28 protein-coding genes and 2 tRNA genes are annotated in these 24,201 nt (G+C 32.7%); 18 read left to right on the plus strand and 12 right to left on the minus strand.

The features are described from left to right. Positions 1-2 precede the first annotated feature (2 nt). Entirely contained in the window at positions 3-389 is a 387-nt protein-coding gene (locus tag FQU21_RS08135) for an RNA-binding S4 domain-containing protein (protein ID WP_147677503.1), read from the plus strand. A gap of 114 nt (positions 390-503) precedes the next feature. Then, on the plus strand, positions 504-1,007 hold the full coding sequence (locus tag FQU21_RS08140) for a phosphoribosyltransferase domain-containing protein (protein WP_147677504.1): 504 nt from the start codon (positions 504-506) through the stop codon (positions 1,005-1,007). Here the strand turns inward: FQU21_RS08140 and FQU21_RS08145 are convergent. Further along, complete coding sequence (locus FQU21_RS08145) at positions 999-1,520, minus strand: shikimate kinase (RefSeq protein WP_147677505.1); 522 nt, start codon at positions 1,518-1,520, stop codon at positions 999-1,001. The genes FQU21_RS08140 and FQU21_RS08145 overlap by 9 nt on opposite strands. 142 nt (positions 1,521-1,662) lie before the next feature. Here FQU21_RS08145 and FQU21_RS08150 point away from each other — a divergent pair. Together FQU21_RS08150 and FQU21_RS08155 are read left to right on the plus strand one after the other, a co-directional pair. Further along, positions 1,663-1,735: transfer RNA gene (locus FQU21_RS08150), tRNA-Lys, on the plus strand. Between the two features lie 148 nt (positions 1,736-1,883). Next, positions 1,884-1,956, plus strand: a tRNA-Lys gene (locus tag FQU21_RS08155). 296 nt (positions 1,957-2,252) lie between these two features. Here FQU21_RS08155 and FQU21_RS08160 read toward each other — a convergent pair. The 5 genes from FQU21_RS08160 to ruvX form a co-directional block, all read right to left on the minus strand. Further along, positions 2,253-3,125: an anti-sigma factor gene (locus FQU21_RS08160; protein WP_147677506.1), complete on the minus strand. Its 873-nt coding sequence runs from the start codon at positions 3,123-3,125 to the stop codon at positions 2,253-2,255. Between the two features lie 76 nt (positions 3,126-3,201). Beyond that, positions 3,202-3,873, minus strand: coding sequence for a Crp/Fnr family transcriptional regulator (locus FQU21_RS08165; protein ID WP_147677507.1), 672 nt, complete (start codon positions 3,871-3,873; stop codon positions 3,202-3,204). Between the two features lie 117 nt (positions 3,874-3,990). After that, the gene (locus FQU21_RS08170; protein ID WP_147677508.1) at positions 3,991-4,425 is read right to left on the minus strand and encodes a DUF5606 family protein; all 435 of its coding nucleotides are present in this window, start codon (positions 4,423-4,425) and stop codon (positions 3,991-3,993) included. A 54-nt stretch (positions 4,426-4,479) separates the two neighbouring features. Continuing rightward, a complete protein-coding gene (gene def, locus FQU21_RS08175) occupies positions 4,480-5,070 on the minus strand; it encodes a peptide deformylase (RefSeq protein ID WP_147677509.1) in 591 nt (196 codons plus the stop codon). Between the two features lie 66 nt (positions 5,071-5,136). Continuing rightward, entirely contained in the window at positions 5,137-5,547 is a 411-nt protein-coding gene (ruvX, locus tag FQU21_RS08180; protein ID WP_147677510.1) for a Holliday junction resolvase RuvX, read from the minus strand. A 145-nt stretch (positions 5,548-5,692) separates the two neighbouring features. Here ruvX and FQU21_RS08185 point away from each other — a divergent pair, with 145 nt between their 5' ends. Beyond that, positions 5,693-6,508, plus strand: coding sequence for a 2,3,4,5-tetrahydropyridine-2,6-dicarboxylate N-succinyltransferase (locus tag FQU21_RS08185; protein ID WP_147677511.1), 816 nt, complete (start codon positions 5,693-5,695; stop codon positions 6,506-6,508). A gap of 164 nt (positions 6,509-6,672) precedes the next feature. Continuing rightward, on the plus strand, positions 6,673-7,791 hold the full coding sequence (locus FQU21_RS08190) for a glycosyltransferase family 4 protein (protein WP_147677512.1): 1,119 nt from the start codon (positions 6,673-6,675) through the stop codon (positions 7,789-7,791). A gap of 9 nt (positions 7,792-7,800) precedes the next feature. Here FQU21_RS08190 and FQU21_RS08195 read toward each other — a convergent pair whose 3' ends face one another. Further along, positions 7,801-8,616 (minus strand): glycosyltransferase family 2 protein, encoded by an 816-nt coding sequence (locus tag FQU21_RS08195; protein ID WP_147677513.1) that lies wholly within the window; start codon positions 8,614-8,616, stop codon positions 7,801-7,803. A gap of 152 nt (positions 8,617-8,768) precedes the next feature. On the opposite strand from FQU21_RS08195, the gene FQU21_RS08200 reads away from it, so the two are divergent. Further along, on the plus strand, positions 8,769-9,533 hold the full coding sequence (locus FQU21_RS08200; RefSeq protein WP_246124795.1) for a glycosyltransferase family 2 protein: 765 nt from the start codon (positions 8,769-8,771) through the stop codon (positions 9,531-9,533). Here FQU21_RS08200 and FQU21_RS08205 read toward each other — a convergent pair. Together FQU21_RS08205 and FQU21_RS08210 are read right to left on the minus strand one after the other, a co-directional pair. Next, a complete protein-coding gene (locus tag FQU21_RS08205) occupies positions 9,528-10,277 on the minus strand; it encodes a lipopolysaccharide kinase InaA family protein (protein ID WP_147677515.1) in 750 nt (249 codons plus the stop codon). The two genes, FQU21_RS08200 and FQU21_RS08205, sit on opposite strands and share 6 nt — an antisense overlap. Then, positions 10,278-11,321: a glycosyltransferase gene (locus FQU21_RS08210; RefSeq protein WP_147677516.1), complete on the minus strand. Its 1,044-nt coding sequence runs from the start codon at positions 11,319-11,321 to the stop codon at positions 10,278-10,280. Between the two features lie 73 nt (positions 11,322-11,394). Here FQU21_RS08210 and glf point away from each other — a divergent pair, with 73 nt between their 5' ends. The 8 genes from glf to FQU21_RS08250 all read left to right on the plus strand — a co-directional run bounded on the left by glf (position 11,395) and on the right by FQU21_RS08250 (position 18,473). Next, positions 11,395-12,501: a UDP-galactopyranose mutase gene (glf, locus tag FQU21_RS08215; protein ID WP_147677517.1), complete on the plus strand. Its 1,107-nt coding sequence runs from the start codon at positions 11,395-11,397 to the stop codon at positions 12,499-12,501. An 18-nt stretch (positions 12,502-12,519) separates the two neighbouring features. Next, on the plus strand, positions 12,520-13,080 hold the full coding sequence (locus FQU21_RS08220) for an L-threonylcarbamoyladenylate synthase (protein ID WP_147677518.1): 561 nt from the start codon (positions 12,520-12,522) through the stop codon (positions 13,078-13,080). 532 nt (positions 13,081-13,612) lie between these two features. Beyond that, on the plus strand, positions 13,613-13,987 hold the full coding sequence (locus FQU21_RS08225) for a GxxExxY protein (protein ID WP_147677519.1): 375 nt from the start codon (positions 13,613-13,615) through the stop codon (positions 13,985-13,987). 356 nt (positions 13,988-14,343) lie between these two features. Then, positions 14,344-15,753, plus strand: coding sequence for a CCA tRNA nucleotidyltransferase (locus tag FQU21_RS08230; protein ID WP_147677520.1), 1,410 nt, complete (start codon positions 14,344-14,346; stop codon positions 15,751-15,753). Positions 15,754-15,798: 45 nt separating this feature from the next. Then, complete coding sequence (locus FQU21_RS08235) at positions 15,799-16,812, plus strand: COX15/CtaA family protein (protein WP_147677521.1); 1,014 nt, start codon at positions 15,799-15,801, stop codon at positions 16,810-16,812. Between the two features lie 122 nt (positions 16,813-16,934). Next, entirely contained in the window at positions 16,935-17,450 is a 516-nt protein-coding gene (locus FQU21_RS08240) for an IS1096 element passenger TnpR family protein (RefSeq protein ID WP_147677522.1), read from the plus strand. Between the two features lie 64 nt (positions 17,451-17,514). Continuing rightward, on the plus strand, positions 17,515-17,895 hold the full coding sequence (locus FQU21_RS08245; protein WP_147677523.1) for a hypothetical protein: 381 nt from the start codon (positions 17,515-17,517) through the stop codon (positions 17,893-17,895). A 110-nt stretch (positions 17,896-18,005) separates the two neighbouring features. Further along, positions 18,006-18,473, plus strand: coding sequence for a hypothetical protein (locus tag FQU21_RS08250; RefSeq protein WP_147677524.1), 468 nt, complete (start codon positions 18,006-18,008; stop codon positions 18,471-18,473). A 74-nt stretch (positions 18,474-18,547) separates the two neighbouring features. Here the strand turns inward: FQU21_RS08250 and ligA are convergent, their stop codons facing one another. The 3 genes from ligA to FQU21_RS08265 form a co-directional block, all read right to left on the minus strand. Next, on the minus strand, positions 18,548-20,551 hold the full coding sequence (gene ligA / locus FQU21_RS08255) for an NAD-dependent DNA ligase LigA (RefSeq protein ID WP_147677525.1): 2,004 nt from the start codon (positions 20,549-20,551) through the stop codon (positions 18,548-18,550). Positions 20,552-20,612: 61 nt separating this feature from the next. Beyond that, positions 20,613-21,467, minus strand: a complete 855-nt coding sequence (gene prmC, locus FQU21_RS08260; RefSeq protein WP_147677526.1) for a peptide chain release factor N(5)-glutamine methyltransferase — start codon at positions 21,465-21,467, stop codon at positions 20,613-20,615. Between the two features lie 67 nt (positions 21,468-21,534). Next, positions 21,535-22,029 (minus strand): GNAT family N-acetyltransferase, encoded by a 495-nt coding sequence (locus FQU21_RS08265; protein ID WP_246124796.1) that lies wholly within the window; start codon positions 22,027-22,029, stop codon positions 21,535-21,537. A 51-nt stretch (positions 22,030-22,080) separates the two neighbouring features. Between FQU21_RS08265 and FQU21_RS08270 the strand changes: the two genes are divergently transcribed. The 3 genes from FQU21_RS08270 to FQU21_RS08280 are packed head-to-tail and all read left to right on the plus strand — an operon-like array spanning position 22,081 to position 24,196. Then, entirely contained in the window at positions 22,081-22,536 is a 456-nt protein-coding gene (locus tag FQU21_RS08270; protein ID WP_147677527.1) for a hypothetical protein, read from the plus strand. A 3-nt stretch (positions 22,537-22,539) separates the two neighbouring features. Then, positions 22,540-23,592: a bifunctional diaminohydroxyphosphoribosylaminopyrimidine deaminase/5-amino-6-(5-phosphoribosylamino)uracil reductase RibD gene (gene ribD / locus FQU21_RS08275; protein ID WP_147677528.1), complete on the plus strand. Its 1,053-nt coding sequence runs from the start codon at positions 22,540-22,542 to the stop codon at positions 23,590-23,592. Then, positions 23,585-24,196, plus strand: a complete 612-nt coding sequence (locus FQU21_RS08280; protein WP_147677529.1) for an HAD family hydrolase — start codon at positions 23,585-23,587, stop codon at positions 24,194-24,196. Before ribD ends, FQU21_RS08280 begins: the two co-directional genes overlap by 8 nt. The last annotated feature ends 5 nt before the right edge of the window (positions 24,197-24,201 follow it).

The following is a 24,201-nucleotide window of genomic DNA, read 5'->3' on the forward strand; positions in this document are numbered from 1 at the left end:
ATATGCGGATTGATAAGTATTTGTGGTGTATTAGATATTATAAAACAAGAAGTTTAGCAACTACAGCGTGTAAAAAGGGACAGGTTAAGATAAATAAGGTTTCGGTAAAACCAAGTAGAGAGGTGTATCCGCAGGATATTATTGAGTTACGAAAAAATCAGATTAATTATCAATTAAAGGTTAACGACATTCCTCCAAACCGGGTTGGCGCCAAACTTGTAGACCTTTACCGAACGGACACAACTCCAAAAGAGCAATTTGAAGCTCAAGAACTTTTAAAATACGCCAAAGATTATTATAGAAAAAAAGGCGTTGGTCGCCCTACTAAAAAAGACCGTCGTGATATTGATGGATATACCGGAGACCCTCTTTTTGATGAAGAAGAATAGTTATTTTTCTATACAAAACACTTACAACTATTTTTATACTATGAATTTTGTAGTTCTTAAACCGCTTCAAAACAAATAAAAGAATTAATTTTATACTTTAAAAAGTTAGCTACTATGAGTACCACAAGTAACATTATTTTAAATCATACCGAAATTAATGATAAAATACGTCGTATTGCCTTTCAAATATATGAAAGCAATATAGATGAAACCGAAGTTATTTTAGCAGGTATTGATAGTAATGGCTATATTTTTGCAAAGAAATTGAAATCGGTGCTTCAAAAAATTTCAGATATTAATGTATCCCTTTGCAAAGTAAGTATTGATAAGAAAAATCCTTGGCAAGACATAAAAACCTCTATAGACTCTGAAGATTATAAAAACAAATCCATTGTATTAGTGGACGATGTTTTAAACTCTGGAACCACATTAATTTATGGAGTTAAACATTTTTTAAATGTGCCTTTAAAACAATTTAAAACAGCGGTTTTAGTCAATAGAAATCATAAAAAATATCCAGTAAAAGCAGACTACAAAGGTATTTCACTATCTACATCGCTACACGAGCATGTCGATGTTGTTTTAGAAGGCAAAAACTTTAAAGTCGTTTTAGAGTAAACAATCTAAAACGTCTTTGGCTACTTCTTTTTTCGATTTATTATCAATAGCAATCTTAATATTGGCTTGGTTATAATATTGAGCACGCTCAAACAAATGTTTCCCAATAAATTCGCCCATAGCTTCTTCTGTTTCAATATGAGCTATTAATGGACGGGTTGCTTTTTTCTTCATTAATTTTGCAATCAATGTTGGGATAGATGCTTTCAAATAAATACTTTTAGTATTGGCTGCGTTTAAAATAGCATCCATATTACCACTATAACAAGGAGTGCCTCCACCAACAGATAAAATAATATTTTCTTTAGTTTGAAGTAACTCCCGCAAATAAATCGCCTCCTGCTTTCTAAAATAGATTTCACCTTTCTCTTTAAAAACTTCAGAAACCGATGCTTGCTCTTTAGCTTCAATTAAATCATCCAAATCCACAAAATTATATTCAAGCTTTTTTGCTAATCTTTTTCCTATTGTAGACTTTCCAGAAGCCATATACCCCATTAAAACTATTATCATTTTTTTGTTATGAATTGATTTTTAAAAACATACGATTTAGAGATGCAAAAAAACGAAATTTATTTATAAAAAGTGTTGTTTTATTAAAGAAAGGTTCTATATTTGCACCCGCTAACAGCAATGTTAACAACTTTGAAATAATGACCTGGTAGCTCAGTTGGTAGAGCATCTCCCTTTTAAGGAGAGGGTCCTGGGTTCGAGCCCCAGCCCGGTCACAAAAAACCTATAGATTGAGAAATTTGTAGGTTTTTTTATGATGATTTTTAAAATAAAAATTAAATTTAAAATTTAGTTGTTATTTAATTTTAAAATATTATCTTTGCACCCGCTAACAACTACTGTTAGCTTTTATTTTGAAATAATGACCTGGTAGCTCAGTTGGTAGAGCATCTCCCTTTTAAGGAGAGGGTCCTGGGTTCGAGCCCCAGCCCGGTCACAAATTGGATAACAACCCAATATTTTAAACCTTGCTAATTTAATATTAGCAAGGTTTTATAGTTTTAGAACATCATTGTATTGGGGATCAATCTCAAAAGTTGTGTTTAAGCAAAAATTGTGGCTAATCTAAACTAATGCTTACTGCTCGCTTAATTTAATAAATAATTTAAAATGCATATTGGGACGATACTGTTTTATTTTATGTCTACTATTATTGAATTAAAAATCATAAAAAAAGCCCTAATAAAATTAATTATTAGGACTTCTAAATTTAGAATTATTGGTATTTAAATATTACCTAGTAACTGTACCAGATAAAGAAATTACTGGGCCTGCTCCCATATTAATTACGGTATGATTCATAGCATCTGCAGGAACACTATGCGCTAATGGCTTTAAAGTAAAAGGGGCTGCACTATTATCTGGACTTGGCTCTACTGAAATAACAATAGTTTTTCCTTTTAAATCTGTTGGAAACGTTAATCCCGAAGGCGCATTTTGAAGAAAATCTTCACCTGGATACCCTGGTCCATTTCCAGCATCACCTTTAAATATTGAAGTTGCAGCATTATCGTCGGCGGCATCAGAATTTGTAAAAGTCCCGGTACTAATTGGTGTTCCATCGAAAACAACCCAACCTTCATATTTCCAGCCTGCCGATAATGTTGGTAACACTAATCCTTTTACAGCTGCATCTCCAGAATTATCTAAAAACCAAACACCACTTGCTTCATTTGTATCATCTGTATCTGTAGGGGTGGCTAAAATATATTTACCTGTAGATGTCGTTAAATCGCCTACTATATTATTAGAGTTTACACTTGCCGAATTTCCAGAAAAATCGCCTGCTAAAATTTTTGTTGCTGCCGGTGCTGGATCACTATCTACAGCTGGCTCTATAGACAATACAAATGTTGTTGCACTAGCCAATTGATCTGCATCTACTGTGAAAGATTGAGGAAATACTACTGATGAAAAGGTTCCTGTTGAAACTGGTGCTCCATCAACAATTACCCATCCTTCGTATACATAATCGTTACCTAATTCTTCTAGGCCGGTAAGGTTCACTGTTAAATCTGCTGTTTTTGGGGTACTGTCATCGTCGCTGTCACATGATGTTGTTAAAACTCCTATGGCAAGCATTGCTAAAATTGTGTTCTTAATCATTTTATTTTGTTTTTAGTAATTGTTTATGTTACAAAGTTATTTTACTAAAAACATATAAAATGTTAGCCAACTAACATTAGGCACTTTTTTTATAGATTCTTATTTCTTTTCGCTTAAATTCCAAGACTTGTTCTTCTCTTAATTCATTTAAAAGAATGTTTAAAGTAGGTCGAGACGTGCCAATAAGTGATGCAATATCCTTTTGGGTGTACGGATGATTTACTACCCGATCGCCTGTTTTATCGCAATCGTAACCATAATCTGTACATAACTCGTGTAAAAACTCTAAAAGTCGTGTTTTCGCATCTTTAAAAAGAAGCAGCTGTAAACGGCGTTCCAATTTTTTCAATTTAAAGCCAATGACTTTATATACTTTAAAACTAAAAGTTTGATTATCTCGCATTAAACTATGCATGGTATCTACACCAACAGGGCAAATACTTGTCGTATTATCCACAGATTGCGCAAACTCTTCTCTAGTATCATCACCAAGTATAGCGGTTTCTCCAAATAGCTCGCCTTTGGTTAAAATAGCCTTTACAACCTCTACCCCATCCTCGTTGAAATACCCAATTTTAACTTTTCCTTTTTCTATTAAATAAACTTTGTTCGCAAAATCCTGCTCAAAATAAATATAATCCTGTTTTTTATAAGCATCGAAAGTATGCTCTTTTTTGTAATTTTTAAACTTATGCGGACAAAGTACTTTAAACAGATTTACATCATCGAAAAACCAAATTGAATTCATATAACATCGAGATTTAATTAGCATGTTTTTAGACGTGAACACACTGAAACGCTTACAAGATAAACAAAAAAAGCTCCCAATATTGGGAGCTTTCAACATATTATAGTAAATTATTATCTATTCTTCTTTATTTGCTTCTGCTTTACTTTCTGTTATTTCAGTCTCTAAATTATCAAGTAAATTATTTTTTACTAATAAATTATACCATTGTAGCACTTTTTTTATATCGCTTGGATAAACACGTTCTTCATCGTATTCTGGTAAAATATCAAAAAAATATTCTTCTAGCTTGTCTTTGCTATCTTTAGGTTTTACAGAACTTTCTTTTCCGCCTTCTTTATTTTTAATACTTAAAAATACTTCTTTTAACGGTACTTCTTCAGTTAAAGTATAGATCGCTATTTCACTTAATACACTTATATTTTGTTGTGCATTAACGGTTATACGTTTGTTATCTATTAATGATTCTGCAACAAAACCTCCACGGGTTTGAGCAATTAAATTGTACAAACCTGGTTTTCCTGATATGGATAAAATTTTATCTAAACTCATAAATTATTTTTTGAAAGTGGCAAATATCAAATGTTTATTAATGCCTTGCAAATATTATCGTCTCTTTTTTTGGTCTGGGAAACGCATTTTATAATCAACCTTTATCTTCCCTTTAGATATATTTGAAAGTCGCCCTTTTATAATACGTTTTTTTAAACTCGATAATTTATCGGTGAACAAAATGCCTTCGATATGATCGTATTCATGCTGAATAACTCTAGCCACTAAACCATCGAAAGTTTCAGTATGTACTTCAAAGTTTTCATCCAAATATTCAATAGTAATTTTTGGTTTTCTAAACACATCCTCACGAACATCAGGAATACTTAAACAGCCTTCATTAAATGCCCACTCTTCCCCTTCTTCATTAGTAATTTGTGCATTTATAAACACACGCTTAAAACCATCTAATTGTTTTTGTTCGTCTTCGGTTAAATCTTCATCGTCGGAAAAAGGTGTTGTGTCAATTATAAACATACGAATTGGCAAGGCTACTTGTGGCGCAGCAAGCCCAACACCATAGGCATTGTACATGGTTTCGAACATGTTTTCTATTAAGACATCCAATTTTGGATAATCTTTAGTAATATCTGTTGCTTTCTTTTTTAAAACGGGTGCACCGTAAGCTACAATTGGTAATATCATGCGTTAAGTTTTGTAAGTATTTGCAAAAATACTTAATAATTTATTGATTTAATTTTAAGTGAAATTTTATTTAGCATACAAATAACTTTGCAAAATAAGTGTGGCACTAATTTCATCGACCAGCGCTTTGTTTTTACGCTGTTTTTTTTTCAAACCGCTATCTATCATGGTTTGAAACGCCATTTTAGAAGTAAAACGCTCATCGACCCGCTTTATTGGAATATTAGGAAACTGTTTTTCTAACTTGCTTAAAAACGGTAATATATAAGCCTCACTTTCCGATGCCGTATTGTCCATTTGTTTAGGTTCCCCTACCAAAAACAACTCGACATCTTCTTTTGAAAGATAATCTTTTAAAAATAATAAAAGCTCTTTTGTTGGCACTGTTGTTAGCCCCGAAGCTATTATTTGTAAAGTATCGGTTACAGCAATTCCTGTTCGTTTTGTTCCAAAATCTATTGCTAAAATACGCGCCATCTATAAAATTTATGCAAAAATAGTGTATTGCTGCTTAACTATTTAGAATTTTAAAGATTTTAAACTTCTCTTAACTATTTATAGTTTATTCTTTGCCTTATTTTAATCAATACCCTTTATATTTGCGAAAAATAAAAGACCAAAAATGACAGAATTACAAAATACCATTGAAAAAGCTTGGGACAATAGAGATCTTTTAAATGATGAAGCAACTACTGCTGCTATTAGACAAGTTATCGAATTATTGGATAAAGGAAAATTAAGAGTTGCTGAACCTATTGAAGGTGGTTGGCAAGTAAATGAATGGGTAAAGAAAGCCGTAGTGTTATACTTCCCTATTCAAAAAATGGAAACTTTAGAAGCTGGTATTTTTGAATATCACGATAAAATGCCTTTAAAAACTAACTATAAAGCACAAGGCGTTCGTGTAGTTCCTGGTGCTTCTGCAAGACAAGGTTCTTACTTATCTGCTGGTACTATTTTAATGCCAAGTTATGTAAATATTGGAGCTTATGTAGATGAAGGGACTATGGTTGATACTTGGGCTACTGTTGGAAGTTGTGCTCAAATTGGTAAACATGTACACCTTTCTGGTGGTGTTGGTATTGGTGGCGTTTTAGAGCCTTTACAAGCTGCTCCTGTTATTATTGAAGATAACGCTTTTATAGGAAGTCGTTGTATTGTGGTTGAAGGTGTTCGTGTAGAAACTGAAGCTGTTTTAGGTGCTGGTGTGGTATTAACCATGAGTACTAAAATTATTGATGTTACTGGAGACGAACCTGTAGAATACAAAGGTGTAGTACCTGCACGTTCGGTGGTTATTCCTGGTAGTTATGCTAAAGAATTCCCTGCTGGAACTTATAATGTACCTTGCGCTCTTATTATTGGAAAACGTAAAGAAAGTACCAACAAAAAAACATCGCTTAATGATGCTTTACGTGAGCATAGTGTAGCGGTTTAAAATAATAAATCGAGTGTAATTATACTATACTTGATAGCTATTTAAGAACATCATCAAAATGAATTCTAATTATTAGTTTATTTTACAATAAGTTAGTTTGAAATTCATTTTTTTGATGTTTTTTATTTTATATTGAAATCAAAATAATAGAAACCTCTATCCACATGCGAATCTGTATTACACGCTCTGAAAAATATGCTTACTCAGAAACCTTTATACGAGATCAAATTTCTGGTTTTTCAGAACTTGCAGAAGTTTACACTATTCATAGCGGACGCTATCCAGAAAGAAAAGAAGACGGTACACTACTTAGTCCTAAAGCTTTTTGGTTTTTACATAAAATTGTAAAAGTCTTCGTTGGCAGAAACAATTTTTTCAGTAATTACGGTATGAAAAAGTTTCTAAAAGATAACCAAATAGATGTTGTACTGTCCAATTACGGAACCTCTGGCTCCCATATGGTTCCTGTTTGTAAAGCTTTGAACATCCCGCTGCTACCTATTTTTCATGGTCACGATGCTACGGATAAAAAGTATTTAGTAAAGTATGCCGATAAGTATCAAAAATTATTTGATTACGCATCGTCTATTATTGTAGTTTCCGAAGAAATGAAAAAAGGCTTGGTAAAAAATGGAGCACCCCTTGATAAAACCAAAGTTGTGCCTTGTGGTGTAAATACATCCAAATTTAAACCTGAAACTAACGTTTCTAAAAAGAAAAACTTTCTTGCTGTTGGGCGCTTCACCCCTAAAAAAGGGCCTTTATATACCATTCGTGCATTCCACCAAGTACTTCAAAAATTTCCTGATGCCACCCTAACTATGGTTGGTAAAAAAAACGGCCTTTTTGAAGATTGCGAAAATTTAGTTGGCGAACTAAAAATGCAAAATTCAGTAATTTTCACGGGTATTTTAGAACAGGATAAAATTGCCGATTTAATGAAAACATCGCTCGCGTTTGTGCAACATTCTATCACTGCTCCAAATGGAGATATGGAAGGTACTCCCGTAAGTATTATGGAAGCTGCAGCATCTGCTCTACCTATTATCAGTACGTTTCATGGTGGTATTAAAGATGCCGTTATTCACGAAAAAACAGGTTTTTTAGTTGAAGAAACGCATGTAGATGATATGGCAAAATTTATCATTGAACTTTGTGAAAACCCAGAAAAAGCAAAAGAATTAGGTTTAAAAGGAAGAGCCCACATTCAAGAAAACTACCATCAACAAAAGCAAATCGAAAAGCTTTATAATTTGGTTAATAACGCTATAGGAAACCAGTAATTATTTTAACTATCCTTTCTTAATTCCTGAAGCCGTCCACTTTTTATTTTCAGATTTCGTTTCATCACGAATCGCTCTATTCTTGGCCATAGATTCAGGAGTTTTATAACCACGTTTATGATCGAGGTGCACACAAATAGCACTGTATCTTATTTGTTTCGGTTTTATACCATAATTAACTAAGCGTTCACCCAACTCTCTATCTTGCCCGCCATATTGCATACGCTCATCGAAACCATTGATAGCCACAATATCTTTTTTCCACCCCGAAGCATTATGTCCATTCCAACTTGGTGTTGTTGGTGTAAACTTGTTTAACAATTTAGATTTAAACCCCGAGGCCGTAAGTTTATTGTTTTTAAAAGAAGACTTTAACCCGTTACGTTGCAACCATTTTAAATTAAAACAATGACCTTTTAGAATATCATCTTTAGTAATGGCTTTAGAAATATCCATAGGTAACATAAAATAACCACCCGATAAAAAACAGCCTGTTTCCTTATTGTTTTGATGAACTTCTAAAAAGTCCTGTCGCGGAATACAATCGCCATCACTCATCACAATATACTCACTTTTACAAGCCACTATACTTTTATTTAAAATCATAGATTTCTGAAACCCATCATCTTCTTGCCAAACATGATTAATATCCAAACCTTGTTCTTCTCTAAATTTATCTATTAAGGCTTTGGTTTTTGGTCCAGAACCATCATCGGCAATAACAATTTCAAAGTTTTTAAACGTTTGACAGCTATAGCCCCAAAATACGTTTTCCAACCAAGCTTCAGAATTATAAGTACTAATAATAACAGAAATGTCTGTCATAAAAATATATTTAAAGGATGAATATTAAAAGGAGAGCAAAATAGGAAAAGAACGCGGAAAACTAAAGAAATCTCCATTATTTCTATTCAAATAAAACTTCTTATATAATTAAGAATACCTATTTTTACCGTTTTAAAAACCAAATTCAGAATTTGAATCAGTCCAATAAAATATCGGGATTACTTATTACTTACAACGAAGTGAATCACATAAATCAAGTTATAAAAAACATTGATTTTGTAGATGAAATTATTGTTGTAGATTCCTTTAGTTCTGATGGCACTTTGGAAAAACTTCAAGCTTTTAAGCAGGTTAAAGTGATACAACGAGAATTTAAAAACTTTGCCGATCAACGCAATTTTGCCATTCAGCAAGCTACCAAAGATTGGATTTTATTTATTGATGCCGATGAGCGTATTCCTGAAAAATTAAAAAATGAAATTTTAGACGAAACAAAAAATCCCGACGGCACCTCTGGGTTTATGGTGAAGCGTCTGTATTATTTTAAACAAAAAAGAATTCGTTTTAGCGGCTTTCAAACGGATACCACCTATCGATTATTTAAAAACGGAAAAGTTAAATATCTTGAAGATAAAATAGTGCACGAAATGCCAGAAATTGATGGTACAAGTAAACTACTAAAAAACAATATGCTTCATTATTGTTTTAACAGCGCGGCACATTACAAATCTAAAATGGAACAGTATGCTAAACTAAAAGCGTTGGAACTTTTTAATAAAGGGAAAAAACCGAATGCCTACCATTTTTATTTGCGCCCTGTAATTAAGTTTGTTACCAACTATATTTTCAGACTCGGATTTTTGGATGGTATCGAAGGTTTTCAAATTTGTTATTTAAGTGCTTACGGCGTCCATTTTAGATACAAAACGCTAAAAAAACTTCGGAATAAATTATAATTTAAACTTCTTTTTCAATTCTTTTTTTCTAGCACGTTTTGTCCTAAAACCTTCCACGCCTTTCCACATGGCATTAAAAACTTTATCATAATCTTCACCAATACATTTAGCATATTCATCACTCATTACCTCCACCATTTCTTTATAATGACTTAGTCGCGCGAAGTTTTTCATTCGGGTTCCAAAATCCATTTCACCGAAATTCATACGGTTTAAATCGACTAAATAAAAATCGTAACCCTCGCCATTTTTCTTTATTAATGTATTTCCTGGCGAATGATCTAAAAAATGAACGCCTTTTTCGTGTAAACTAAAAGTAAATCTTGTAAAGGCACGAAGTATCGTATCGTAATCTGGATAATTAAAATCATGAATCAATTCTCGGTATGTTAAATCGCATTCCAATTGCTCACTAACATAAAAACTTTTTTTGAATAAAAAGAGCGTGCTAAATTCGAAATAAGCAACGGGTTTAGGAGTTCCAATACCTAATTCTAAAAGTTTATTACCATACTCGAAAGAACGTTGAGCTTTACTTTTTCTTAAAAATTTATACGCAATTTGATTGATAATATTTGGAATTTTAAAAGCCTTAATATTGAGTTTTTCGCCGTTTAAATCAAATAACTTAATACTATTCCTTTGCCCTACTATAAAGTCCTTTCCCTCTGTATTGAAATGCAACACAAAATTTTTTATCTCTTCCTTATAAACCTTATAATGTTCTGTAAAAATATATTTCATTTAAATTGATGTCGATTTTAAAGCTTCACTAATGGCCGCTTGTCCAAACTTAGCTAACATGACTTTTTTCTGAAAAACTAAAACATTTTTTTTCATGATTTTATAATCTTCAAAAGTCAATTTTTCTAATATACCATCTAGCTCTTTCAAACTAGAAATAGCTATTCCTAAATTGTTATTTAGAATAAAAGGAGCCAAAGCTGCTTCTTTCCAAATAACTATTGGTAATCCACACAATATATACAACGATGTTTTGTGCGGGTTATTAAATTTTAAATATTCGCCATATTGACCGCTACAGGTTTCGGCAGATTCACCATCCCAAACCAACCCAAAATCACCTGTAATTTTAAAAGGTATCTCATCGGCTGGAAAAGCACCTTCATATAATACAGACGATTTTTCCTTAGCCACCAAACGTTTTTCTTCTTCAAAACCTCGACCATATAATTTTAACTTAAAATTACGGGCACCCAATTTATCAATATCGTAAACATACTTATTTTTTACGCCTCCGTAACCGCCAGCGTAAACTAAATTATACTGCTTTTTTTCTTCAATGATATCATTTTGCGATGGTCGCTTTTCGGATACATAATCAAACAACTCTAAATTTATTACAGGAATTTCCACACCTGCATCTAAAAACCATTTTACCATAGTTGGGTTGTGTACCACCACAGCATCGGACCTGCAAATATTTCTTAATTCGGCTGCTTTATCTTTTGTGCGTTTTCTTAAAAAACTCACATCGTGTACCACTGTAAAAACCTTGCATCCCTTTAATGAAGCAATAAACACAATATATTTTCTATATTTATTTACGGGATACTGTGTAAACAAAACCGACTTAAATGGCAATCTAATTAAAGCCATTGTAATGCCTAAAAAATTCTTTATCGCACCAATTGCAGAATTAGGAATGGTAGATTGTTTAAAGCCTAAATTTTTAAAACCCGATACATCCAACGCGTATTCAAAATCGGTCTTTGCTTTGCCTGATGCATTAAAAACAGATTTATAATTTTTAGAAATATAATACATTCAAGACATTTTTTTTAATTGTTGTTTTTAATCTTAAAAAAGTTATATTATTGCATTAAAAACAATTTTTTGTATGCAAAAATACGATTATTTAATTATTGGTGCGGGTCTTTTTGGTTGTGTATTTGCGCACGAAGCCACAAAGAAAGGAAAAAAATGCCTGGTAATAGATAAAAGAAATCATATTGGAGGAAATGTGTATTGCGAAAACGTAGAAGGCATTAATGTTCATAAATATGGTGCACATATTTTTCATACTAACGATAAATCTATTTGGGATTATGTTAACCAATTTGCTGAGTTTAACAACTATATAAATTCTCCCCTTTCCATTTCAAAAGGTAAATTATACAACCTACCTTTTAACATGAATACGTTTTATCAACTTTGGGGTACAAAAACCCCCGCGGAAGCTAAAAATATAATTGATAAACAAATTAAAGAGCACGGTGTTAAAACCCCTAAAAACTTAGAAGAACAAGCGCTTTCTTTAGTCGGAAAAGATATCTACGAAACCCTAATTAAAGAATATACAGAAAAGCAATGGGGAACAAAAGCTACTAAATTACCGGCGTTTATTATAAAACGACTTCCGGTTCGATACACCTTCAATAACAACTATTTTAACGACAGATATCAAGGTATTCCCATTGGCGGATATAATAAAATAATAGATGGGTTGTTGCAAGGTATTGATGTTAAAACCAATGTCGATTTTTTTGAAAACAAAGACGAATTAATAGCTTCGGCTAAAAAAGTAGTTTATACGGGTAAAATTGACGAATTCTACAATTTTAAATTTGGAAATTTAGAATACCGATCGCTGCGTTTTGAACACCAAAACTTAGCAACTGATAATCATCAAGGCAATGCCGTTGTTAATTATAATGATAGCAACGTGCCGTACACCCGAATTATTGAACACAAGCATTTTGAGTTTGGAAAACAACCGCATACGGTAATAACTAAAGAATACCCCGAAGACTGGACACCAGAAAAAGAGGCCTACTACCCTATTAATAATGACGATAATCAAAAAAAATATCAGCAATATAAAGCGCTGACACTAAAGGAATCGAATATTATTTTCGGGGGCCGATTAGCAGAGTATAAATATTACGATATGCATCAAATAATAGCTTCAGCTTTGCAAAAAGCAAAAACCGAATTTAGTTCTTAAAATCAATTTTATTAAGTCGTGCACACAGAAATAAATAAAGCCATACAAGTATTAAAACAAGGCGGTATCATACTTTATCCTACCGATACCGTTTGGGGAATAGGCTGCGATGCCACAAATCCCGAAGCCGTAAAAAAAGTATATCAATTAAAGCAGCGCGAAGACAGCAAAGCCTTAATTTGCTTAGTTGCGGATGATAGAATGCTGAAAAAATACGTTAAAAATATTCCGGAAGCCGCTTTAAGCATTATTGATATAGCCGATAAACCAACAACGATTATTTATGACGATGCCCAAAATTTAGCATCTAATTTAATTGCTGACGATGGCTCAATTGCTATTAGAATTCCTGATGATGAATTCTGTTATCAACTCAGCCGAAAATTAAATGGCGCCTTAGTGTCTACCTCTGCAAATATTAGTGGTACTCCAACGCCTAAATCCTTTAAAGAAATAGCGCCTGCTATTTTAAAAGGTGTGGACTATGTTGTAAATTTGCAACGCGAAAAAATATGCGCAAATCCATCGTCTATTATTAAATTAAGTAATAGTGGTGTTGTAAAAATTATACGTAAATAATTATTAACTATTTAAAATATTGTTATTAAAGGCGTTTTAGTAAAAGGAATCGTGAGTTGGTGGTAGTAGAAAATAAATAGCCACGAATTCACGAATCAAAATAAAAACAGAACACCTATAATTAGTGAACTATCGGAGATAGTTATTCAAAAGTTTTCTGTAGTAGTGAAAAAAAATTAGTGTATTCGTGGCGATAAAAACAAGTGCCACAAATTCACGAATCAAAATAAAAATAATATTAAATATAAAAAACAACTCACTTTTAATTAGTGAACTATCGAAGATAGTTATTCGGTAGTTTTCAGTAGCAGAGTATAAAAAATTCGTGTATTCGTGGCGGGAAATTAAAGTTACAATGAATTCACGAATCAAAATAAAAATAATATTAAATATAAAAAACAGCTCACTTTTAATTAGTAAACTATCGAAGATAGTTATTCGATAGTTTTCAGTAGCTGAGTATAAAAAATTGGTGTATTCGTGGCGGGAAATTAAAGTTACAATGAATTCACGAATAATAAAGGAAAACATTATGACAAATCTTATTTACAAAGACGAAAGCTTTGCTATTGTTGGGGTGCTCTTTGAAGTCTATAATAATTTGGGTTCCGGTTTTTCTGAAATAGTTTATAAAGATGCTATTGAATATGAGTTTAAAACTAAAAACATTCCTTTTGAAAGAGAAAAAGAATATAGTGTAGCTTATAAAGATACCATTCTATCACACAAATTTTACGCTGATTTTATCGTAAACGACAAAATCATCTTAGAAATAAAATGTGCAGAAAACATACATGATAAGCATATTGCTCAATGCATAAATTATTTAAAAGTGAGTAAAAATAAATTAGCCATTTTAGCTAATTTTCAAAAGAACTATTTACAACATAAAAGAATCGTGTTATAAAATAAAAGTAGCCACGAATTCACCAATAAAAATAAAAAAATATTAAACAGAAAACGGAACGCTTTTTATTAGTGAACTATAAAAGATTATTATTAGAAGTTTTTTTTATAATACAGTAAAAGAAATTCGTGTATTCGTGGCCTGAAAATATAATTAGCCACGAATTCACCAATAAAAATAAAAGTAATATTAAATAAAAACAGAACATTTTTATTAGTGAACTATCGAAGATAGTTATTCAAAAGTTTTCTGTAGTAGAGGATAAAAATTCGTGAATTAGTGGCTATAAAAACAACAACGTCTTTCAAATTAAGAAAAGCATTGAAGTCATAAAAATTAGCGGCACAACATACAGTATGAATTACAAAGAAGCATTAACAAACCCTATTTTCAAAATCATCGCACAATCTGCCAAAGAATTACATTTGGATAGTTACGTCATAGGTGGCTTTGTACGGGATTTTATTTTAAAACGTGGCACAGCAAAAGATATCGATGTGGTTGCCATTGGCGACGGTATAAAACTAGCCAAACAAGTGGCAAAAAACTTACCAAACAAACCCAAAGTTCAGGTGTTTAAAACATACGGTACCGCCATGCTTCGCTACGATGATATTGAAATTGAATTTGTTGGTGCTCGAAAGGAATCATATACTGAAGACAGTAGAAATCCATCTGTTGAAAATGGCTCATTACAAGACGACCAAAACCGTAGAGATTTTACAATAAATGCACTAGCCTTAAATTTAAGCGAGACCTATTTTGGCGATTTATTAGATCCTTTTGGAGGTGTTTCCGATTTGAAAAAAAAGATAATCCGCACACCATTAAACCCCGATATTACTTATAGTGACGATCCTTTAAGGATGATGCGTGCTATCCGGTTTGCAACGCAATTAAACTTTACTATTGAAGAAAAATCACTGGAAGCGATTACAAAAAATTGCGATAGAATTAAAATAATTACCAAAGAACGTATCGTTACCGAATTGAATAAAATTCTGGAAAGCGAAACACCATCTATTGGATTTTTACTCTTAGAAAAAACAAAGTTATTACAATATATTTTACCAGAAATAACTGCCTTAAAAGGGATTGATGAAGTGGAAGGCCAACGCCATAAAGATAACTTTTACCACACCTTGGAAGTGGTCGATAATATTGCAAAACACACCGATAACCTCTGGTTACGCTGGGCTGCCCTTTTACACGATATTGGTAAAGCGCCTACAAAACGCTTTAGCAAAAAAGTAGGGTGGACTTTTCATGGACACGAATTTGAAGGCTCCAAAATGGTTTATCATTTATTTAAAAGACTTAAAATGCCACTGAACGACAAAATGAAATTTGTTCAAAAAATGGTGTTTATGAGTTCTCGCCCTATTGTACTTGCTCAAGATGTTACCGACTCTGCGGTTCGCCGTTTGGTTTTCGATGCCGGAGATTATGTAGAAGATTTAATGACACTTTGCGAAGCAGATATTACCACTAAAAACCCTAAAAAATTCAATAAATATCATAATAATTTTAAAATTGTTAGGGAAAAAATTATCGAAGTAGAACAACGCGATCACGTACGTAATTTTCAACCGCCAATTTCTGGTGAAGAAATTATGGAAGCTTTCAATATGAAACCATCTCGCGAAATTGGAATTATAAAAGATTTTATAAAAGAAGCCATTTTAGAAGGTGAAATTCCTAATGAATATGATGCAGCTTACAAACTCATGCTTAAAAAAGGAGAGGCTTTGGGTTTAAAAAAATAACCGTCACTTTTAATACTAAACATAACAATATTCAATACATAAAAAATGAAAAAGGACAACAAAGCAGTAATATACTGGTTATTAACAGGATGCTTCCTTATTTTTATAATGGTTGTTGTTGGTGGTATTACCAGGTTAACCGATTCTGGTTTATCCATGTCTAACTACCGCTTAATTACAGGCACCATTCCGCCAATTGGCGATCAAGAATGGCAAGAAGCTTTCGACCTTTATAAAAAACATCCCGAATTTAATGCGTATAACAATCATTTTAATATTGAAGATTTTAAAAGCATTTACTTTTGGGAATGGTTGCACCGCGTTATCGGACGTTCGATTGGAATGGTTTTTATCATTCCCTTTTTCTATTTCTTAATACGCAAAAAACTCACAAAAAGCACTATAAAAAAATGTCTCGTGTTACTTTCTCTCGGTGCTTTTCAAGGTTTTTTAGGTTGGTATATGGTTAAAAGTGGCTTGGTAGATATGCCCGATGTGAGTCATTACAGGCTCGCAGCCCACTTAATTACCGCATTTATCACTTTTGCAGCAACGCTTTGGGTGGCTTTAGATCTCATTTACCCCAATAGAAAGCCTGCAAACAAGCCGATGAAAAATTTAATTTTGATAAGCTATTTTGTTATTATAATTCAAATTATATACGGTGCATTTATCGCTGGTTTAAAAGCTGGTTTACTTCACAACCATTGGCCTTTAATGAACGAAGGCGCCTTTATGCACTTTACGGTTTACGTATTAGATCCGTTTTATAAAAACCTTATTGAAAACCCAAGCGGTATTCAATTTGTACACAGAATACTTGCCTATGTTGTAGTGTTTCTAATTGTTAGTATTTGGATGAAATCTAAAAAATTCACATTAACAACACTTCAAAAACAAGGTGTTAATTCATTACTAATTATCGTTTTATTACAGTTTATATTGGGTGTTTTAACCTTAATTTATCAAGTTCCGTTAGGATTAGGTATTGCTCATCAAATCGGTGCATTTTTCTTATTAACAGGTATGACATTTACCCTACATCGTTTCAGTAGGTAGTTTTAATTGTATACTTTTGCCGTTTAAAATTAAATCTGCTTATTTTAAGATTTAACAACTAAAATTATGCGTTTAAAAGCATAAAAATAAATACTAAAGTTTTTTATATAAAACGACATAAAATGATTTACAGATTTAGAGTTATACTTGACAACGACAACAATGACGAAGATGTTTTCCGCGATTTAGAAATTCGCGAAGACGATACACTTGAAGATTTACATAATATTATTACCCAATCTTTTGGTTTTGATGGCAGCGAAATGGCATCTTTTTACATTAGTGACGACCAATGGAATCAAGGTGAAGAAATATCTCTTTTCGATTTAAGTGATGATGGATCGGCACGTTTAATGAACGAAACAGCCATTAACGATGTAACTTTCGAAATGCAAACCAAGCTTATTTATGTTTATGATTTTTTAAGCATGTGGACATTTTATGTTGAATTAGCTGAAATTGTAGAAGAAGCTGAAGGTTCCGATTATCCTAACTTAATGTTTGTGCAAGGTCAAGTTCCAGATACAGCTCCCGATAGAGTTTTTGAAGCTGATAACGACGAGGACTATGGTGAATTTGATGACGATTTAGATATTGACGACTATGAAGATTTAGACTTTGACGAGCATTGGAATTAATTTTCAATACCTAAAACATATCACATTATCTATTTAATCAACACAAATGTGTTAATAGCTTAGAATGAAAAAATGGCATAAAATATTAAGCGTATTTCTACTCGTTTCCATTTACTGCTTTGGTGTCTATGTTCCTGCAAAGACGGCCTTAAATTCTAGTGCACAAACTTTTGAGCAACATAAAGAACAAAAGGAGTACTTAAACAGTGCCTCTAAAATTCTTTATCCGCATACACAACAATTAGAAAATTCAATTTCGGATATTACGGAATGTTCTTTTTCTAATTTCGACCTTTCTTCTATTGAAGGGTTTTGGACTATTATTACCTATTCTGAGGAATTACTGTTTAATGCACGATTCAAACAGTACAAAAACTACTTAAAAACCCTCCTGATTAGGCAACGAAAGTCCGATCTCATCTTTCCGTTTCATAATTTTTGGTAATCCATATTTATTAAAAACGACACTTTTAGTCGTTACAAATTAAATTAAAAATATGTTACGATGTATCGTAACATAAAGGAATTATTATATCAAAAATTAAAAATATAACAATGAATTTAGGAACAACTATTATAGGAATTATATTTGTTGCACTGTGTGCAATGCCTTTTGTCTTAACCAGTTTTAATAAAAAGAAAAAAAAGAATAAAGCACTAAAAACGCTTCAAGATTTATCTAAAGAGTATAACAGTGAAATATCTCAACATGAAATTTTTAGTTATTATGCCATCGGGATAGACCACTCTAAAAAAACGGTTTCATTCATGTCTGAAAATGAAAAAACCATTACAAAAACTTTTATTAATCTGTCGAATATAAAAACTTGCGACATCGTGAATTTCAAAAAAGGAAAAGAAACAGATCGTCTGTATTTAAAACTCAGTTATATTGATAAAAGCCAACCCGATGCCATCTTAGAATTTTTTAATTCTGAAATCAATTACCAATTGGGGAGCGAGTTACCATCCATAGAAAAATGGAATACAATAATTAATGGCATGCTACCAAACAGCAAATAAAAAACAGACCTTTATTAAAAAAATAGCGGATTTAATTATCAAATCATTTCGATAATAAAATCCGCTATTTCTATTTATTCAACCTTCACTTTTTGCAAGAACTCCGCCTCGCTAATAAGCTCAATATTTAGTTTTTCTGCTTTTTCTTTTTTACTCGGTCCCATTTTATCACCAGCCACAATAAAACTGGTTTTAGAAGAAATAGAACTGCTCACTTTCCCTCCATTATCTTCAATAAGTTTTTTTAACTCATTTCTAGAAACGGTTTCAAAAACACCAGTGACAACAATAGATTGCCCTTGAAGCAAGATCGTTTTCCCTTCCAATTCCTCTGCCGACATTTCTAACTGAACACCAAAAGATTTTAGTCGATTTATAATATCATTATTTTCTTCGGAAGTAAAAAAAGCACAAACACTTTCGGCTATTTTAACTCCAATTTCATCAACATTTACAAGCTGTTCTTGTGTAGCTTCCCGAATGGCTTCAATACTTTTATAATGTCGCGCTAACTTTTTAGCCACAGTTTCTCCAACGTATCGAATCCCCAAAGCAAAAAGTACACGCTCGAAAGGAATATTTTTAGATTGCTCAATCCCTTGAATCAATTTCTCGGCACTCTTTTCTGCCATGCGCTCCAACGGAATCACTTGTTCCTTGGTTAATTCATACAAATCGGAATAATTAGTAATTAAGCCTTGATTGACTAAAAGCGCCACCGTTTCCCCGCCTAAACCATCGATATCCATAGCTTTTCGGGAAATATAATGTTGAATTCTACCTATAATTTGTGGATTACACCCATTATAATTCGGGCAATAATGCTGTGCTTCGCCTTCTTTCCGTTCTAACATAGTTCCACATTCTGGGCAATGTGTAATATACTGGGTTGGAGTAGAATTTCCTGGTCGCTCACTTAAATCGACGCCCAAAATCTTCGGGATAATCTCGCCGCCTTTTTCCACATAAACCATATCTCCAACTCGAATATCCAGTTTTTCAATTTGATCGGCATTATGTAAAGACGCCCGTTTTACCGTGGTTCCGGCTAGCTCCACAGGTTCCAAATTAGCAACCGGAGTAATAGCTCCTGTACGCCCAACTTGATAAGTAATGCTATTTAATCGGGTAGAAACTTGCTCCGCTTTAAATTTATAAGCCATAGCCCAACGTGGCGCTTTAGCTGTAAAACCAAGCTCTTCTTGTTGTTGTAAACTATTTACTTTTACCACAACACCATCGGTTTCATAAGGTAAATCGTGACGATGGATATCCCAATAATTTATAAACTCCAATACATCATCTATAGAATGTGCTAGTTTTGCAACTGTTGGAACCTTAAAACCCCATGCTCGTGCTTTTTCTAGACTTTCAAACTGACTACTAACACCTAAATTTGTTCCCGTTAAATTATATAATAAACATTCCAACGGACGTTTAGCAACCTCGGCACTATCTTGTAATTTTAAGCTTCCCGACGCTGTATTTCTTGGATTTCTATAAGGCTCTTCCCCTATTTCAATACGGTCTTCATTCATTTTATTAAACCCATCAAAAGGCAAAACTATTTCTCCACGAATATCAAAGACCTCAGGAAAATCGCCTTTTAATTGAAGAGGCACAGATTTTATAGTTTTTACATTCGCCGTGACATTATCGCCTTGAAAACCATCGCCGCGGGTTACCGCTTTAACTAATTTCCCTTGCTCGTAAGTTAAACTAATAGACGCCCCATCATATTTTAACTCGCAAGTAAATTGTACATCGCCATCAATTAACTTTTCAATGCGAGTTTCCCAATCGAGTAAATCTTCTTTGGAATACGAATTCTCTAGTGAGTACATACGCTGAGCATGCTTAATGGTTTCAAAGTTTTTAGTTACCGCGCCACCAACACGCTGCGATGGTGAATTGGCATCAAAAAACTCGGGATGTTTAGCTTCTAAATCTTGAAGTTCTTTCAGTTTTATATCAAAGTCATAATCGGAAATCGTTGCATTATCGAGCACATAATAATTATGATTATGCGTTCGTAATTCATCTCTTAATTTTTCTATATACGCTTTAATATTGCTCATTTTTCTATGTATTCTATACTCGAATTTATTATTTATTTGAAAAAGTAAACCTTCTAATTTTTTAATTAAAAGTCCCTTTTATCATTCTGTCTTTTTTAAAAATATCTTGTTTTAATTGAATGTTTTCAAAATGATGTTCTTTTAAAAGCTGAATCATTTCACGACCTAAATATTCATTAATTTCAAAAAACAAACCACCATTTTTATTTAAATTTTTAACTGCAAATACGGTAATGGCTTTGTAAAACTGTAACGGATTTTCATCGTCTACAAATAAAGCTAAATGCGGTTCATTCTCTAAAACGTTAGCCTGCATCATCTTTTTTTCCTTGTTACGCACATAAGGCGGATTGGAAACAATAATATCGAATTTAATATTTTTATCTAATTCCGAATCACTTACCGCTAAAATATCTTCATTTATAAAAGAAATTTCAACCTGGTTTAATTTCGCATTTTCTGTTGCCATTTTCAATGCGCCTTGACTGACATCCAAAGCATAAACTTTAGCTTTTAGTAAATTTTTCGCTATAGAAATGGCAATACAACCACTTCCGGTGCCAATATCTAAAATGTTTATTTTTTCATTTAAAGCAGCCTTTTTTAAAACCCAACTCACCAATTCTTCGGTTTCTGGCCGTGGAATTAATGTGTTTTCATTCACCTTAAACGTTAGTCCATAGAACTCCGTTTCTCCTAAAATATACTGAATTGGTTTTTGCTGTTTTAAAGCTTCGAGTGCTTCTAAAATAAGTGCTTCATTTTCAACTTCCAAATCCGAATCCATCGCTAAATTCAACCTAGAAATATTATAATAGGCTTCAATCAATATATAAAAAAAACGATTCACTTCTTCCAAAGGAAATAAAGGATCTAACTCAAGATGAAAGGTGTTTTTTATTTCTTTTAATTTCATTTAGCAAATTTAGATGTTTAGCGACTATTGCACCAATTATTAATAACAAATACTCAGTTTAATAAAACTACAAATCCTTCAACATCCAAATACTACAAGAAAAATGTCCCGTACCGCCTAGAGCTTTATCCAAATGTTTAAACCCGTGACTTTCATAAATATGAATCGCTGCTTTTAATTGTTCTGCAGATTCTATATAACATTGTTTATACCCTAACTTTTTGGCTGTTTCCAAACATTTTTCAAACAACAAATTACCATAACCTTTGCCTCTAACTTTTGGGGAAAAATACATTTTTTGAATTTCGCAAACCGAACTTTCAAAATCCTGCAAAGGTTTTACACCACCGCCACCAAGAACTTCACCATTAACATCGATAACAAAATAGGCATCATTTTCATTCTGGTAAGCTTCAAACATCTGTTTGGTTTCAGGATCTGTGTAGGCGGTTCCCTCTAAAGGAATTTTAAATTCATGAAAGCAACCACGGATAACTTGCTCCATTTCAGCATTATCTTCGGGTTTAATTTCTCGAATAACTATAGTATCTTTGTTCAACATAATCCATCATTTTTAGATGGGTGAAGATACAGTAAAACATAAATATCCTTAATGAAGAAACTCATAATTTTATCAACAGTACTCCTCTCGTTTTTGAGTTGCACCGTAACCGAAAAACCCACTTTTCTTGGAATTCAAAACATTAAAGTTTTGGAACGCAGCTCTAAAAACGTCACCTTTGTGGCCGACGCTTTATTCTTAAACCCAAATGATATTGGCGGCGAACTACAAACCGATGGTATTAAAATTTTTGTAAATAATAATGAAATGGGTCATGTCTCGGCCGAGAATTTCGATGTTCCAGCAAAAAAAGAATTTACAATCCCGTTAAAAGCTATTATTCCAACCGACAGTATTTTTAGCAATAAAAACTTAAGCGGTTTATTGGGGAGTTTATTCAGTAAAAAAGTAAAAGTGCAATATACCGAAGATATTAATTATAAAGTATTTGGTTTTTCGCATAGTTACACTATTGATGAAACTGAAGATGTTAAAATAAAATTTTAGTAATTGAATACTCACGAAACATACATAAAACGCTGCTTAGACATTGGAAAAAATGGCTTAGGCACTACCCGACCAAACCCGATGGTTGGCAGCGTTATTGTGCATAACGATAAAATTATTGGCGAAGGATTTACTAGCGCATACGGCGGAAATCATGCAGAAGTTAATGCTATTAATTCGGTTAAAGATAAAAGTCTTTTAAAAGCATCCACCATTTACGTTACGCTGGAACCTTGCTCGCATTACGGTAAAACACCACCTTGTAGCGACCTAATTATTAGACACAACATCCCGAAAGTTGTTATTGGTTGTGTGGACGATTTTGAAAAAGTAGCCGGCCAAGGCATAAAAAGATTAAGAGACTCTGGTGCCGAAGTTATTGTTGGTGTTCTAGAACATGAATGTCGCGCCCACCACAAACGATTTTTCACATTTCACAATAAAAAACGGCCTTATATTATTTTAAAATGGGCAGAATCGGTAGATGGTTTTATTGCACCCAAAACAAAAAACGAGCAAAAACCCGTTTGGATTACAAACACCTATTCTAGACAATTAGTTCATAAATGGCGCGCCGAAGAACAAGCTATTTTAGTGGGTACCTCTACAGTAATTGCAGATAACCCGACCTTAACAACTCGCGATTATGTTGGCCTAAATCCGACTAGAATTATTTTAGACCGACAAGGAAAACTACCGAATAATTTGGCTGTTTTTAATACTGAAGCTAAAACGATCGTGATTTGTGAAACTATTGAACATCCAACTAAGAAACACGATCATATTAAATATGAAACTATAAATTGGGCTTCGAAATCTGAAATTGCCCAACAAATCTCAACAATTCTATTTAATCACAATATTAATTCTGTTATTATTGAAGGTGGAGCACAAACACTTCAAACGTTTATAGATGAAAATCTTTGGGACGAAGCTCGTGTTTTTACAGGTGAAACTCCCTTTAAAACCGGTATTAAAGCTCCGGAATTTTCAGCAACTTTAATTTCAAAAGAACAAATTTTAACCGATATCTTAAAAATTTACAAAAATGATTAACACTATAATTTTCGATTTCGGAAATGTATTTATAAACCTCGATCTTGAAGGTGCTGCAAAATATGCTTTTGAAACTTTAGAAATTGATTCCTTTTCGGAAGAAATGATTGCTTTTAATAGTTTGTACGAGCAGGGTTTAATTTCAACCGATGAATTTTTAGAGTTTTATGCTGAAAACTTTCCGAAGCTTTCAAAAGAAGAACTAATCTATGTTTGGAATTACATGCTAAAACATTTTCCAAAACAGCGGCTTGAATTTATAAAAGAACTAAAAGCTTCTTCTAAATATAAATTAATTTTGTTGAGTAATACCAACGAACTTCATATTAATTCCGTACGAGAAAGCATCTCTTTTTATGATGAATTCAAAAATTGTTTTGATAAATTTTATCTATCTCACGAGATTAATTTAAGAAAACCAAATACCGATATTTTTGAATTTGTTTTAAATGAAAATAATTTAAAAGCCCAAGAATGTCTTTTTATAGATGATAATAAAGATAATATTGAAACGGCAAATACTTTAAATTTCAAAACTTGGCATATTAATCCCGAAACGGAAGATGTATGCACCCTATTTGAAACCCAAAACAACTTATTTTAAATTCC

This window comes from Algibacter pacificus (assembly GCF_008033385.1).
Classification (GTDB): Bacteria; Bacteroidota; Bacteroidia; order Flavobacteriales; family Flavobacteriaceae; genus Algibacter; species Algibacter pacificus.

Bases quoted from the DNA above. Each gene is read 5' to 3' on its own strand.
- FQU21_RS08280 (WP_147677529.1), top strand. From the start codon at position 23,585: ATGATTAACACTATAATTTTCGATTTCGGAAATGTATTTATAAACCTC.
- FQU21_RS08235 (WP_147677521.1), top strand. From the start codon at position 15,799: ATGAAAAAGGACAACAAAGCAGTAATATACTGGTTATTAACAGGATGC.
- FQU21_RS08135 (WP_147677503.1), top strand. From the start codon at position 3: ATGCGGATTGATAAGTATTTGTGGTGTATTAGATATTATAAAACAAGA.
- FQU21_RS08270 (WP_147677527.1), top strand. From the start codon at position 22,081: ATGAAGAAACTCATAATTTTATCAACAGTACTCCTCTCGTTTTTGAGT.
- FQU21_RS08145 (WP_147677505.1), bottom strand. From the start codon at position 1,520: ATGATAATAGTTTTAATGGGGTATATGGCTTCTGGAAAGTCTACAATA.
- FQU21_RS08240 (WP_147677522.1), top strand. From the start codon at position 16,935: ATGATTTACAGATTTAGAGTTATACTTGACAACGACAACAATGACGAA.
- FQU21_RS08210 (WP_147677516.1), bottom strand. From the start codon at position 11,321: ATGTATTATATTTCTAAAAATTATAAATCTGTTTTTAATGCATCAGGC.
- FQU21_RS08265 (WP_246124796.1), bottom strand. From the start codon at position 22,029: ATGTTGAACAAAGATACTATAGTTATTCGAGAAATTAAACCCGAAGAT.
- ruvX (WP_147677510.1), bottom strand. From the start codon at position 5,547: ATGGCGCGTATTTTAGCAATAGATTTTGGAACAAAACGAACAGGAATT.
- FQU21_RS08195 (WP_147677513.1), bottom strand. From the start codon at position 8,616: ATGACAGACATTTCTGTTATTATTAGTACTTATAATTCTGAAGCTTGG.
- FQU21_RS08190 (WP_147677512.1), top strand. From the start codon at position 6,673: ATGCGAATCTGTATTACACGCTCTGAAAAATATGCTTACTCAGAAACC.
- FQU21_RS08185 (WP_147677511.1), top strand. From the start codon at position 5,693: ATGACAGAATTACAAAATACCATTGAAAAAGCTTGGGACAATAGAGAT.
- FQU21_RS08245 (WP_147677523.1), top strand. From the start codon at position 17,515: ATGAAAAAATGGCATAAAATATTAAGCGTATTTCTACTCGTTTCCATT.
- FQU21_RS08170 (WP_147677508.1), bottom strand. From the start codon at position 4,425: ATGAGTTTAGATAAAATTTTATCCATATCAGGAAAACCAGGTTTGTAC.
- FQU21_RS08205 (WP_147677515.1), bottom strand. From the start codon at position 10,277: ATGAAATATATTTTTACAGAACATTATAAGGTTTATAAGGAAGAGATA.
- FQU21_RS08140 (WP_147677504.1), top strand. From the start codon at position 504: ATGAGTACCACAAGTAACATTATTTTAAATCATACCGAAATTAATGAT.
- FQU21_RS08165 (WP_147677507.1), bottom strand. From the start codon at position 3,873: ATGAATTCAATTTGGTTTTTCGATGATGTAAATCTGTTTAAAGTACTT.
- def (WP_147677509.1), bottom strand. From the start codon at position 5,070: ATGATATTACCAATTGTAGCTTACGGTGCACCCGTTTTAAAAAAGAAA.
- FQU21_RS08230 (WP_147677520.1), top strand. From the start codon at position 14,344: ATGAATTACAAAGAAGCATTAACAAACCCTATTTTCAAAATCATCGCA.
- FQU21_RS08250 (WP_147677524.1), top strand. From the start codon at position 18,006: ATGAATTTAGGAACAACTATTATAGGAATTATATTTGTTGCACTGTGT.
- glf (WP_147677517.1), top strand. From the start codon at position 11,395: ATGCAAAAATACGATTATTTAATTATTGGTGCGGGTCTTTTTGGTTGT.
- prmC (WP_147677526.1), bottom strand. From the start codon at position 21,467: ATGAAATTAAAAGAAATAAAAAACACCTTTCATCTTGAGTTAGATCCT.
- FQU21_RS08160 (WP_147677506.1), bottom strand. From the start codon at position 3,125: ATGATTAAGAACACAATTTTAGCAATGCTTGCCATAGGAGTTTTAACA.
- ligA (WP_147677525.1), bottom strand. From the start codon at position 20,551: ATGAGCAATATTAAAGCGTATATAGAAAAATTAAGAGATGAATTACGA.
- FQU21_RS08225 (WP_147677519.1), top strand. From the start codon at position 13,613: ATGACAAATCTTATTTACAAAGACGAAAGCTTTGCTATTGTTGGGGTG.